General features: G+C 60.0%; 9 protein-coding genes. 6 read left to right on the top strand and 3 right to left on the bottom strand.

What is annotated here, in order from left to right; genetic code table 11:
- The first annotated feature begins 377 nt into the window (after window positions 1-377).
- The 3 genes from clpB to AB5758_RS08390 all read left to right on the top strand — a co-directional run bounded on the left by clpB (window position 378) and on the right by AB5758_RS08390 (window position 5,006).
- On the top strand, window positions 378-3,005 hold the full coding sequence (clpB, locus tag AB5758_RS08400) for an ATP-dependent chaperone ClpB (protein ID WP_368141520.1): 2,628 nt from the start codon (window positions 378-380) through the stop codon (window positions 3,003-3,005).
- 132 nt (window positions 3,006-3,137) lie between these two features.
- A complete protein-coding gene (locus tag AB5758_RS08395) occupies window positions 3,138-3,332 on the top strand; it encodes a hypothetical protein (protein ID WP_225094117.1) in 195 nt (64 codons plus the stop codon).
- 321 nt (window positions 3,333-3,653) lie between these two features.
- A complete protein-coding gene (locus AB5758_RS08390) occupies window positions 3,654-5,006 on the top strand; it encodes an ATP-binding protein (protein ID WP_225094118.1) in 1,353 nt (450 codons plus the stop codon).
- Window positions 5,007-5,079: 73 nt separating this feature from the next.
- On the opposite strand, the gene AB5758_RS08385 is transcribed toward AB5758_RS08390, so the two are convergent.
- From AB5758_RS08385 to AB5758_RS08375, 3 genes are all read right to left on the bottom strand, one after another.
- Window positions 5,080-6,576: a hypothetical protein gene (locus AB5758_RS08385; RefSeq protein ID WP_368141519.1), complete on the bottom strand. Its 1,497-nt coding sequence runs from the start codon at window positions 6,574-6,576 to the stop codon at window positions 5,080-5,082.
- A 241-nt stretch (window positions 6,577-6,817) separates the two neighbouring features.
- Window positions 6,818-7,825 (bottom strand): DUF5692 family protein, encoded by a 1,008-nt coding sequence (locus tag AB5758_RS08380; RefSeq protein ID WP_195544659.1) that lies wholly within the window; start codon window positions 7,823-7,825, stop codon window positions 6,818-6,820.
- A 63-nt stretch (window positions 7,826-7,888) separates the two neighbouring features.
- On the bottom strand, window positions 7,889-8,551 hold the full coding sequence (locus AB5758_RS08375) for a TetR/AcrR family transcriptional regulator (RefSeq protein ID WP_368141518.1): 663 nt from the start codon (window positions 8,549-8,551) through the stop codon (window positions 7,889-7,891).
- 188 nt (window positions 8,552-8,739) lie between these two features.
- On the opposite strand from AB5758_RS08375, the gene AB5758_RS08370 reads away from it, so the two are divergent.
- The 3 genes from AB5758_RS08370 to AB5758_RS08360 all read left to right on the top strand — a co-directional run.
- Window positions 8,740-11,517 (top strand): FAD-dependent oxidoreductase, encoded by a 2,778-nt coding sequence (locus tag AB5758_RS08370; RefSeq protein WP_368141517.1) that lies wholly within the window; start codon window positions 8,740-8,742, stop codon window positions 11,515-11,517.
- Window positions 11,518-11,607: 90 nt separating this feature from the next.
- Complete coding sequence (locus tag AB5758_RS08365) at window positions 11,608-12,036, top strand: hydrogenase maturation nickel metallochaperone HypA/HybF (protein ID WP_196022362.1); 429 nt, start codon at window positions 11,608-11,610, stop codon at window positions 12,034-12,036.
- A gap of 376 nt (window positions 12,037-12,412) precedes the next feature.
- Window positions 12,413-12,857 (top strand): PTS sugar transporter subunit IIA (locus AB5758_RS08360; RefSeq protein ID WP_368155490.1); only part of this gene is annotated, 445 nt, incomplete at its 3' end.

Raw genomic sequence — 12,857 nt, 5'->3', positions numbered from 1 at the left:
TGGGCCGTTAAAAGTGGGCTTGGTGTTACAGATTTAGATTATCGATTCGGGTGTCTTCTGTTTATCTCGATCTGTAACAGATGGACCCTTATTTGCCGAGTAGTTGTTACAGATTTAGACAAACGGGCGCTGCCGATCATTTCATCTCGATCTGTAACATCTGGACCCAAAAACGGCTGCTAGATGTTACAGATCGAGACGGTTGGTCGTCGGGGATGCAGTGGGTCGGCGTCTCAGTACCCTATCCTTCAATCACTCAGAAAATCTTATATATAGAGACTTAGATTTGTGTATAAGAACGCGCAAAGCTGGCAACAATACTTCTCGAACAACGTGAAGCCGCCCCGTAGGGCGGCCGCCCCAAGAGAGGTGATTCCATGAGAATCGATAAGCTAGCAATGACGTCGCGCGAGGCGTTGCAGACCGCCATGAGCACGGCTGCTGACGCGCAGGCCGGCGCGGTGGAGCCGATTCACCTGCTGTCTGCCCTGCTCGGTGCCGGCGAGCGCAATATCTCCGTGATTATCGAGCGCATCGGTGCCGACCCAGCCCAGCTCGCACGCTCCACACAAGATGCCATCGACCACGCGCCCAAGGTTTCGGGCGAGGGCCAGCAGATGGGTCTGTCCAACGAGCTCGTCCGCGTCATCGAGAAGGCCGAGAAGAAGGCCACCAAGATGGGCGACAGCTTTGTGGTGACCGAGCATCTGCTCATGGCACTTGCCGAGGACAAGGGCGAGGCCGGCCGCGTGCTGCGCGACGCCGGCGTGACCAAGGAGCGCATCGAGCAGGTCTACGAGGAGCTGCGTGGCGATGACCGCGTGACGTCTGCCGAAGACAAAGCCCAGTTTGAGGCCTTGGAGCAGTACGGTCGCAACATCTGCGACCTGGCCCGCGCCGGCAAGCTCGACCCGGTCATCGGCCGTACCGATGAGATTCGCCGCACTATCCAGGTCCTGTCCCGTCGCACCAAGAACAACCCCGTGCTCATCGGTGAGCCGGGCGTCGGTAAAACGGCCATCGTCGAGGGCATCGCCCAGCGTATCGTGGCCGGCGACGTGCCGAGCACCCTGCGCGACCGCGACCTCATCGAACTCGACATGAGCGCGCTGGTCGCCGGCGCCAAGTACCGCGGCGAGTTCGAGGACCGCTTGAAGGCTGTGCTTAAGGAAGTGCAAAAGTCTGAGGGCAAGGTCATCCTGTTCATCGATGAGCTCCACACCATCGTGGGCGCGGGTGCCACCGAGGGCTCCATGGACGCCGGCAACATCCTCAAGCCTGCGCTCGCCCGTGGCGACCTGCATGCGATCGGCGCGACCACACTCGACGAATACCGCAAGTACATCGAGAAGGACGCGGCGCTCGCCCGTCGTTTCCAGACCGTTATGGTGAGCGAGCCTACCGTCGAGGACACCATCTCGATCCTGCGTGGCCTCAAGGAGAAGTACGAGATCTTCCACGGCGTGCACATCACCGATAGCGCGCTCGTGGCCGCCGCCGACCTCTCCGATCGCTACATTGCCGACCGCTTCCTGCCCGACAAGGCCATCGACCTGGTCGATGAGGCCGCAAGCCGCCTGCGCATGGAGCTCGACAGCATGCCGGTCGAGATTGACGCCACCACGCGTCAGCTCACCCAGCTGCAGATCGAGGAGCAGGCGCTCATGAAAGAGACCGATGACGCCTCCAAGGAGCGTCTGGAGGCCTTGCGTCAAGAGATTGCCGAGGTCCAAGAAAAGCTCAACGTGCAAAAGGCCGGCTGGCTCAACCAGAAGAACGCCATCGACCACGTGCAGGAGCTCAAGGGGCAGCTCGACGAGGCCAAGAGCGAAGAGGAGCGCGCGACGCGTAACGGCGACCTGGGCCGTGCGTCCGAGCTGCGCTACTCCGTGATTCCTGGTCTGCAGCAGCAGATTCAAGATTCCGAGGCCGCGCTCGAGGCGCAAAAGCAACAGGACGGCGAGGGCCTCAACGAACAGGTGACCTCCGATGAGATTGCCGAGGTCGTGAGCGCTTGGACCGGTGTGCCCGTCTCCAAGATGATGCAGGGCGAGCTCGACAAGCTCAAGGGCCTGGAGGGCGAGCTGCATAAGCGCGTCATCGGCCAGGACGAGGCCGTCTCCGCCGTCGCCGCAGCCGTGCGCCGCAGCCGTGCGGGCCTCTCCGATCCGGACAAGCCCATCGGCAGTTTCTTCTTCCTGGGCCCCACCGGCGTGGGCAAGACCGAGCTCGCCAAGGCGCTTGCCGAGTGCCTGTTCGATGACGAGCGCGCGCTCGTGCGTATCGACATGTCCGAGTACATGGAGAAGTTCAGCGTCCAGCGTCTGATCGGCGCGCCCCCGGGATATGTGGGCTACGACGAGGGCGGCCAGCTCACCGAGGCCGTGCGCCGTCGTCCGTACTCCGTGATCTTGCTCGACGAGATGGAGAAGGCTCATCCGGATGTATTCAACGTGCTGTTGCAGGTGCTTGACGACGGTCGTCTGACCGACGGTCAGGGTCGCCAGGTGTCCTTCAAGAACACGATTATCATCATGACGAGCAACGTGGGCTCCAAGGCTATCGCCGAGCTTTCCGGCAAGGACGAGGAGGAGATGCGCCATCAGGTTGACGCGGCCATGGCTCAGACCTTCCGCCCCGAGTTCCTCAACCGTATCGACGATATCGTGGTGTTCCATCCGCTCGGCATGGCGCAGATCGAGAAGATCGTCGACATCCAGCTTGCCGACGTCCGCGCGCGCCTGGCCAAGGAGCGCATGACGCTTGCCATCACCCCGGCGGCCAAGCAGATGCTCGCCGTGGGTGGCCTTGACCCCGTGTTCGGTGCCCGTCCGCTCAAGCGCCTGGTTCAGCGCGAGGTCGTGGACGCCATCGCCGCCGCCATTATCGACGGTACGGTGCGCGAGGGCGACCAGGTGACGGTCGATGTCGACAAGGACGGCGGCTTTACCGTCGTGTGCGACAACACGTCGGCGGCCACCTACGAGGTCCCCGACGCCGAGTAAATTTTGGGGCATGCCTTAAAATCTGCCTTTTGAGCCGAACGCCAAGGGCGGCGGATCCAATTGGGTCCGCCGCCCTTTTTTCTGCGACAATCGATGGTGTTGAACGTGAGCACATGGCAAGGAGCTATGCAGATGAAAGACGAGAACAAGACGAACGCACCGGTGGCTGAGGCGGCACCCGCCGCACCTAAGCCTGCGCCTAAACCGGCGCCCAAGCTGCGCGACCCCTACATCCGTGCCGAGAACGAGGACGACGACGGCTACGATCCCTACAGCGATCGCCGCCCCGAGCGCGAGCCAATGTTCGAAGCTGACCCGTGGCGCTAAGTGCCACCCAAAAGGCCACCAATAAGTTGCGGTGAAATAGGGACTGTTTTGCGGTTTGACCAGCAAAAACAGTCCCTATTTCACCGCAACTGCGTTAGGGATTTTTCTACAGGGGGAGGGTAGTCAAAAAAGCCCCGTCCCAAATTGACTGCTCGGGGAGTCGCATTCGAGCTCGGTTGTCCTCTTAGCCACTCGATATCCTTCGGAGCAATAACGGTGATAAACTTGCTTAAGTGTTAATCAAGCTACACACAATCTTGCTCTCTAATTAATCAAGAATCGCTATAATTTTGATTAGCTAGAGAGCAAGATTGGAGAATCATGGCATTCAACGACTTGATCGCCCAGAAAATAAAGGACTTTGAACAGCAGGGGGTTCCGCAGGTCTTTGAGCGAGACCTTGATCTAGGAAACCCACAGGAGCCAAAGCGCGACAACATCGTAAATGTGATTGTGGGGGCCCGCCGTTGTGGAAAGACGTATCGCCTGTATCAGGAGATGTGGCGGCTTCAGTGCCGGGGCGTCAAGCTTGACCGGATGCTTTACTTCAATTTTGAGGATGAGCGCTTGCGCCCGTATGAGCCATCGCTGCTGGCGGACGTGCTCGACACGTTCTATGCGCTGTATCCTGTTGCTCGAATCGAGGGCGCTTACATTTTCTTTGACGAGATCCAAGAAATTCCCGAATGGGGTGCGTTTCTGCGTCGTGTAGTCGATACGGAGAAAGCGACCGTCTATGTGACGGGATCTTCTTCTAAGATGCTGTCCTCAGAGCTTAAGAGCGAGTTCAGGGGTCGTTCTCTTATACGGGAGCTTTTTCCGTTGAGTTTTTCGGAATACGTTCGATATAAGACGGGGAACGTTTTCGAGCCAGATGCGACCTTTTCCCCGAGCGATGCAGCGCTGCTTCGACATCATCTGATCGGGTATCTTGAACGAGGGGGATTCATCGCGACACTTGAGCAGACGCCTGCAGACGCGATTCAGCTGCTACAGGAATATGCTTCGCGAACGGTCGCCATGGACGTCGTTGAACGGTACGACGTCAAGAACCCTCGCCTGGCATCGCTGTTCTTGACGCGGTGTATGGCATCTTCGGGACGAGAGCTGTCAGTGAACAAAGTGTACAACGAGTTCAAGAGCAGACAGATACCCGTCAGTCGTAATTCGCTCAGCGATTTACTTGAGTATTATGAGGACGCCTACCTGTTATTTTCTGTGCCGGAGTTTACGCGTTCACTGGCAAATAACATGCGGTCTGCGTCTAAGGTCTACGCTGTCGACCCTGCGATGTTTGGAGCATTCTCTCCCGCATCGGCATTGGACCAGGGCCAGAGGCTCGAGACCGCAGTGTTCAATGCGCTAAGGAGAAGGACTCCCGCGGTGAGGACCGGCTCGGTCTGCCGCCTGCTAATCAAAGAGAAGAGCAAAAGCCATGAGGTGGACTTTGTGGCTGGGGACGCGCTTCTCATGCGGGCTTATAGCCTGATTCAGGTGAGTGCGGATATGGCAAGTGAGAAAACGCGCGAGCGCGAAATTGCCGCGCTTGATGCCTCGATGGCCCAGTTCGATCTTGGCGAGTCGGCAATCGTTACCATGGATGAACAGACCGATATTCCATGCGAGCACGGTGTGGTACACGCTATGCCCGCATGGAAGTGGCTTCTTGCCTGATCATCTATGGACCTGTGGGGTTAGGACCTCCTGGCTCCTTCATCGCGGTTGGGGAGCACCTTGCTGCGCCCGGCTAGTCCTGGGCTTTGATACTCGGCAGTAGGATCTGCGCGAGGTAGTCGGTTTCGAGCTTAGTGGCACCATCGGCCTTGCCGTCTTTACCTACCAGGTCGTTCTTGATCTGACTATACGTATAGCGGTTGCCGGTCGTCAGCTCGACAAGCTCAATGGCCGTGTCCATGGGGTAGGTCGACACGGGATCCTGGGTGCGCCCGTTGATAGTCTGGGGCACCACATACGGATAGACAGGACCGCTAGCATAGACGGTGTAACCGTTGCCTAGATTGGCCGCACCCAAAACCGTATCGCCTTCATCGGGCGTAAAGCTCTCGCCCTCGCGCACCGCGACGAGCGTCACAATCGGCGTATCGCTGTCGCCGGCAAGATAGATGCATAGCGTGCTGCCATTTTGCCAAGTCTCGACCTTGCCGTACCACTCGACGGGGATATCGAGCTGGTAAAGGTCGGTTGCCTTGTGACGGGCGTCGGCATCACGGGATGCCTGTGCCTTTTGCGCGCTCACGGCATTGACGGCGGCGTCGCGCCGCGCGGTTGCCGCCTGCTGGAGCACCTTGGCGGTAGCGGCGGAGCTCGCGCCTCCCTCCTCGGCATATTTGGCGGCGGCATCGATCTGGTCGCCGGTCACCGTGTCGGCCGAAGGCACCTTGAGCTTAAAGGTGGCCTGGGCACTTAAATCCTGTCCATCGCTCTTAACGGTGACCTGCGCCTTGGTGGTCGGGACGGTATAGATGGTGCCGTCGGCCGCGATGGGGGAGGCGGCGATGGAGAGCGTGTAATCGCCGGGCAGCAGTTTGATGCCGCGGCCGTGCTCATCAACGTAGAGCGTTTCGCTCACGGATGAGCCGTCGGAGTCCTGCCCGCTCACCTGTACGGGAATCTTGGAGCCAGTCGAGCAATCGAGCCCTGCGGCACGCACGCCAATTTGCACCGACATCATCGTGTGCGCATTGGCGGCGGCAACGGCAGCCTGCTCCTGTTGGTATCCGTTCCATGCGGCGTAGCCTGCGCCGCCCGCGACAAGTGCGACGGCTACGACACCGGCGACCATCAAATTGCGGCGCTTGGGCGACATCTTGCGATGGCGAACCTCGGCTTCGCGTGCCGAAGGAACGGATGGTAGGGGAATATCGCCCATGGCGATGGTCTCGTCCACGGCTGGTGCGGAACCCAGGCCAGGAAGCTCGCGGGTCAGCGAATCCTCGGCCGGCAAGCTGTCGAGCAAGACGGTTTCCTCGCCCGTGTCGGATTCGGGCTGGTTGCCGGCCTCGCTTTCGGTGTCTTCGTGATCTGCCTCATCCTCGGCAGGCTCAACGTCGCCTGCATCCTGATCATCGGACTGCGCCTCGGTTTCCGGCTCATCCTGCACATCAACGCCCGAATCGTCAAACGCAATCTCATCGAGTGAAATCCGGTCTAAGCTCTCCAGGGCTTCGGCACACGCTTCTGCATCTTGGGCCGCATCCTCTTGGCCCATCGTCTCATCATTCATACATCCCCCAAGCTCAATATCGGGACAACAATGTACCCAAAAACAGAGTCATATAGAGCTGTCAGGCGATCGGAAATCTGATTTTATCTGTGCGAGAGGTTTTGAATATGTGCGTGGATGCGCGCAACAACAAAAAGCCCCCGGAAAGCGGACAAATCGCTTTCCGGGGGCATGCAATACGTTGCATTGCGCGGAGTCGGCCAGGCGGCTTCACATTCAAGCGGCGTTTGCACCGGGCATGTTACTCGGCGTGCGCGTAATCAACCTTGGCGCGGCGAGCGGTAGCCTTCTCCCAATCGCTGGTGCCCTCAAAGACATCCTGCTTGTAGGGATTGCGGCCGAGCTTTTTGGCGCGGTAGGCGATGTAGATGATCGCGGCGACGTTGGCGACCAGTGCGGCGATCGAGACCGCGGTAGCGGCGCCGGGGTCGAGCGTGGAGTGGGTCACAAAGATGGACTCCTCCTGGAAATACGGGAATACCTGGGCAAACATGCACCAAATAGCCAGCGTAAAGGCGCGGTTCTGGATCCAGCCGCCCTTGTTCCAGATAAAGGCGGCGACGGTGGGTGCCAGCAGCAGCGCAAAGCCGCAGAACCAGGAGTGGGTGGGCAGGCAGTTGTAGGTGTAGCAAAAGTTCCAGATATCGTAGGCGATAATATAGACCCAGGTCATATCGGGCCACAGCATGTCGGTCTGATCCTCGGAGGCGTAGACGCTCCACCAACCGGTCATGCAGAAGATGTTGATGATACCGGCGATGCCGTTGAACACGTTGTTCCAGCCGGCCAGCTGCGTAGCACCTTCGGAGGTGACCCAGGTGGACTCACCCAGGACAAAGAAGTGATAGGCGCTCTCGAAGTCGGACACGACGGCGATCATGATGTTGATGGCGACGATCACAAACGGCCACGCGCGGAACCAATGCGCCTTGCCGATCTTTCCCCACTGGTACTTAATGGCAATGAAGCCCCAGCAACCAGCCAGCGCCGCGTATACCTTGGCGTAGTGGAACCAGCTGTTCTGGTACACATGGGTGGGGTTGGTGAGCGCCCACTCGGCACCCTGCGAGACGCCGATGGCGATGGCGACGCAGTAGATGGTCATGGCCAGCGGAGCCACGCCAAAGATGATTGCCGCGCCCAGCTTGGTGCGGCGGCCGACCTCGTTGAGCACGATCAGGCCGATAAAGACCATGGCCCATCCGGCCCAGTGGATAAGGGTATCGCTACCCCAAACATCGAACAGCATGCTGCTCTCCTTTCACACGCCCGCGGCCCCTCTTCTGATCGCGGGCAGTTTGGCCAAATGTCGTCAGTTCTGGGGCTTGCGCTCCGGATACTTGGCGGTATAGCCCTCGATGTGGAGTGTCGAGGCGATGATTTCCTTGACCGTCTCGTCGGGCACATCGGGGTGCGTGCGGATATACATCAAAAGACCCATGATGAGGGTGTAGAACGTTTCGTAGACATGGTCGATGCGCAGCTCGTGGTGGGCGACAAAATCCACCACGGTGGTGTCGCAGATATACTGCGCCACGCGCTGGACCACGTTGTGCAAAAAGCCGCCGTAGAGCGCGCCGCTGTTGGAGGTCAGAGTGTGCGGCAGCTCGTGGCCGCTGGCGACCAGGCGCTTAAAGAGCGGGGCGACGGTGTCGAGCGCGCCCTCGATATCACCGACGGTGCGGTTGGCATTCCACTGCTCGAGCTCGGAGATAAAACCGTCGATTGTCTCGTCCATGACGGCGGTGACGGCGGCGTCCATGTCGGCGAAGTAGTGGTAGAACAATGAACGCGTGCAGCCGGCTCGCTTGGTCACGGCCGATACCGATAGGTGGGACACGCCCAGCTCGGAGCTTACGGTGCGCACGGCATCGAGGATCTCGCGACGGCGTTCGTCGCCCGTCAGGCGCTTTGCCGCGCTATCGGATGCGGGGACGGCATCGACCACAGAGGTACCTGCTGTGTTGTTGCCCATGTTTTGCCGCCTTTCATCCTCTTTTGCCTGACCGTTCGCCTAACAGTCTTGAATATTGTTGACGGTTCGTCAATACTATTTTTGACACAATGTCAACAATGGCGGGTGAACGGCATGGGGGCATGCCCGGCCTGCAAAAAAGAGGGGCGCCGCGGTCCCGCCGGGCTGTGGCAAGAGAAGGGACAACCATGATTCTCAACGGACCGGGGATTAGCTACACCGAGCCCGACATCGGTTCGGAGTTCGTGGCGCCGCTGCCGGAGCATCCGCGCGAGGCCATCGTCAAGCTGTGCGAGCACTGCACCAACCGTCTGCTGCATCGCGATGAGCTGCTGGGCTACGAGTACTGGTCGTTTGCCGAGGCCGCGACTGACGAGCAGGCCGAAGTGCTCTGCAAGATGAAGATGCGCCGTCCCTATACGCTGCCCGAGATGGTCAAGCTCACCGGCATGCCCGAAGCCGATATCGAGAAGATGCTCGACGACATGAGCTACACGGGTCTGCTCGAGTACAACTGGGAAAACCCCGAGCGCGCCAAGCAGTGGGTGCTGCCCATGCTGGTGCCGGGTTCCGCCGAGTTCCTCAACATGCGCGTGAGCCAGCTCGAGGAGCACCCGGTCTATGCCAAGTTCTTTGAGCAGGCGTCCAAGGGACCGCTGTCCAAGGCCACGCCGATGGTGCCGCCCGGAGGCGCCGGCATCGGCATGCACGTCATTCCGGTCGAGAAGGCCATCGACGCCGCGAGCACCTCGGTGCCGATCGAGCATATCGAGCACTGGCTCGACAAATACGAGGGTAAGTATGCCGCCAGCACCTGCAGCTGCCGCGCGAGCCGTCGCGTGATGGGTGAGGGCTGCGCCGATGACCCGGCCGATTGGTGCATCGCCGTGGGCGATATGGCCGATTACGTGGTTGAGACCGACCGCGGCCATTACGTGACCCGCGACGAGGTCTACGACATCCTGCGCCAGGCCGAGGACAACGGCTTTGTGCACCAGATCACCAACATCGACGGCGAGAACAAGATCTTCGCCATCTGCAACTGCAACGTCAACGTGTGCTACGCCCTGCGCACCTCGCAGCTGTTCAACACGCCCAACCTGTCGCGCTCGGCCTATGTCGCCAAGGTCGAGAAGGACAAGTGCGTTGCCTGCGGTCGCTGCGTTGAGGTGTGCCCGGCCGGCGCCGCCAAGCTCGGCCAGAAGCTCTGCAGCAAAAAGGCCGGCGGACAGGTGCCCGAGTATCCGCGCCAGGAGCTGCCCGACGCCACCAAATGGGATCACACCAAGTGGTCGCCCAACTACCGCAACGACAACCGTATCGAGACGCATGAGTCCGGCACCGCTCCCTGCAAGACGGCCTGCCCCGCGCACGTTGCCGTTCAGGGCTATTTGAAGCTCGCGGCTCAGGGTCGCTATGACGAGGCCCTAGCACTCATTAAGCGCGAGAACCCGCTGCCCGCTATCTGCGGCCGTGTGTGCAACCGCCGCTGTGAGGATGCCTGCACCCGCGGCCGTGTGGATGCCGCCGTGGCTATCGACGAGGTCAAGAAGTTCATCGCCCAGCGCGATCTGGATGCCGCGACCCGCTACGTCCCGCCCGTGGTTACGCCGACGCGCGCTGGCGGCTTTGATCAGAAGATCGCCATCATCGGTGCCGGTCCGGCCGGCCTGTCCTGCGCCTTCTATCTGGCCGAGAAGGGCTACAAGCCCGTCGTGTTCGAGAAGAACGAGCGCCCGGGTGGCATGCTCACCTATGGCATTCCCAGCTTTAAGCTGCAGAAGGATGTTATCGAGGCCGAGGTCGAGATCATTCGCCTGATGGGTGCCGAGTTCCGCTATGGCGTGGAGGTCGGTCGCGACGTGACGCTCGACGAGCTGCGCGAGCAGGGCTTTAAGGCCTTCTACGTTGCTATTGGCTGCCAGGGCGGCCGCCTTGCCGGTATTCCGGGCGAGGATGCCGTGGACGTGACCGTGGCCGTCGACTTTTTGCGCGAGGTCAACAGTGGCAAGATCGACGCGTTGCCCGGCCGCACCATTGTGGTGGGCGGCGGCAACGTGGCCATCGACGTGGCCCGCAACGCCTGCCGTCTGGGCTCCGAGCACGTCGAGATGTTCTGCCTGGAGAGCGAGGCCCAGATGCCCGCCAGCGAGGAAGAGCGTCGCGAGGCCATCGAGGACGGCGCGCACATCAGCTGCGGTTGGGGTCCCAAGGAGGTTCACCTGGACGAGTCCGGCCGTGTGTGCGGTATCACCTTCAAGCGCTGCACGCGCGTCTTTGACGACGAGGGCCGGTTTGCGCCCGAGTACGACGAGAACGATCTGCGTCGTGTCGATGCCGACCGTGTCGTCATGTCGATTGGCCAGTCCATTGTGTGGGGCGACCTGTTGGCTGGCTCCAAGGTGGAGCTTGGCCGCGGCCAGGGTGCTCTTGCCGATCCCCAGACCTATCAGACTGCCGAGCCCGACATCTTTGTGGGCGGCGACGTCTATACCGGTCCGAGCTTTGCCATCGACGCCATCGCCGCCGGTCACGAGGCCGCCGTGTCCATCCATCGCTTTGTGCAGCCGGGCTCCACGCTCACCATCGGCCGCAACCAGCGCCGCTATACCGCGCTCGACCGCGACGATGTCGTGATCGAGAGCTACGACAACGCGAGCCGCGAGGCTGCCCACGTGGACCGCGAGCGCGAGAAGGCCGCGCCGTTTAGCGAGTACGTCGAGACCTTTACCGAAGAGCAGGTGCGCGCCGAGACCGCCCGTTGCCTGGGTTGCGGTGCCTCGATCGTCGACCCCAACAAGTGCATCGGCTGCGGCCTGTGCACCACCAAGTGCGCGTTCGACGCCATCCATCTGGATCGCGACCGCCCCGAGTGCTCCACGATGGTCAAATACGAGCAAAAGCTCCCAAGCCTCGGCAAGTACGCGCTCAAGCGTGCGATTAAGATTAAATTCGGGAAGAAGTAAAAGAACCTAACAAGTAAGTGAGCGGCGCGGGGGCGTCGCTCACTTACGTTTGGCTGACATCGCATCAACCGTTGTGGAAAGGTTTCTACCTTGCATGAATTAGGGATTGTGTATCACATCATTCGCGATGTTGAGAACGTGGCGCGCGCCAATGGCGTGCGTCGCGTTTCGAGCGTGACGCTGCTGCTGGGCGAGGTCTCGGGCGTTGTTCCCGATCTGCTACTCGACGCTTGGCGCTGGGCGGCAGATAAAAAGTCCATCACCGAGGGTGCGGAGCTTATTGTGGAGCCTGTCGAGGCCGTGACGCATTGCGAGGCGTGCGGCTGCGACTACGCGACGGTCGAGCACGGCAAGACCTGCCCCCATTGCGGCAGCGGCGAGACATACCTGCTGCAGGGCCAGGAGGTTATGATCAAGCAGATCGAGACCCCCGACGAGGACCCGGCAGGCGCTGCCCCCGATGGCCCTTCTGAAGCCCCCGATGCCGTCGACGCCGCCAACCCCCTCCACATCGCCTAACTTGGTCGTTGGGGACGTTCTTAAACGACTAGTCAAACAAGAACGTCCCCAATGACTACTTGCGCTAGAGCATAAGTCACGCTAATAGTCAAGTTATGTCTGTTTAAACAAAATAGCAGCAGTACAAGCGCATTCGAGCTTGCCTAAAATCGATATTAATGAACAGCCTGCTTGTATCTGTAAAATGAATGGCTTGATGAGCGACGCTTTGGCGGGTAATGAGTCGAAAAGCAGCAACGTAACCAACTTGTAACAAACCTAGACATTTAAACAAATAATGCAACCTTTTGCGAATTTAGCTATAATTCCACAAACCAAACAGGTATACTTCCTTAATGTCGTGTAGGAAATACGTAGACAAAAAGGAGGTTATGTGATGGTAAGTATTGTTCTTGCTAGCCACGGGGACTTGGCAGCTGGAATCAAGCAGACGGGCTCGATGGTCTTTGGCGATCAGCCGTCTGTAGCCGTGGTCTCGCTCGAGCCGAGCATGGGCCCCGACGACTTCCGTGCCAAGGTCGAGGAAGCAGTCGCTTCCTTCGAGGACCAGGAGCAGGTGCTCTTCCTCGTTGATCTGTGGGGCGGCACGCCGTTCAACCAGATCAGCGGGCTCATCGAGGGCCACGATTCCTGGGCTATCGTCACCGGTGTCAACCTGCCTATGCTCATCGAGGCATATTCGCAGCGCTTTGATGCAAAGAACACTGCACATGCGATCGCAAAACATCTCGTGACTGAGGCTAAGGCTGGCGTGCGCGTCAAGCCCGAGTCTCTGGAGCCCGAGGAGAAGAAGCCGGCTGCGGCCGCCGCTGCTCCTGCAG

Origin of the sequence: Collinsella aerofaciens (genome assembly GCF_040926405.1) — a bacterium.
Taxonomy (GTDB): domain Bacteria; phylum Actinomycetota; class Coriobacteriia; order Coriobacteriales; family Coriobacteriaceae; genus Collinsella.
This window is presented reverse-complemented; position numbering and strand designations above follow the sequence as displayed.

Excerpts from the sequence above, each read along its gene's own strand:
- clpB (WP_368141520.1), top strand. The coding sequence starts at position 378 with ATGAGAATCGATAAGCTAGCAATGACGTCGCGCGAGGCGTTGCAGACC.
- AB5758_RS08395 (WP_225094117.1), top strand. The coding sequence starts at position 3,138 with ATGAAAGACGAGAACAAGACGAACGCACCGGTGGCTGAGGCGGCACCC.
- AB5758_RS08390 (WP_225094118.1), top strand. The coding sequence starts at position 3,654 with ATGGCATTCAACGACTTGATCGCCCAGAAAATAAAGGACTTTGAACAG.
- AB5758_RS08385 (WP_368141519.1), bottom strand. The coding sequence starts at position 6,576 with ATGAATGATGAGACGATGGGCCAAGAGGATGCGGCCCAAGATGCAGAA.
- AB5758_RS08380 (WP_195544659.1), bottom strand. The coding sequence starts at position 7,825 with ATGCTGTTCGATGTTTGGGGTAGCGATACCCTTATCCACTGGGCCGGA.
- AB5758_RS08375 (WP_368141518.1), bottom strand. The coding sequence starts at position 8,551 with ATGGGCAACAACACAGCAGGTACCTCTGTGGTCGATGCCGTCCCCGCA.
- AB5758_RS08370 (WP_368141517.1), top strand. The coding sequence starts at position 8,740 with ATGATTCTCAACGGACCGGGGATTAGCTACACCGAGCCCGACATCGGT.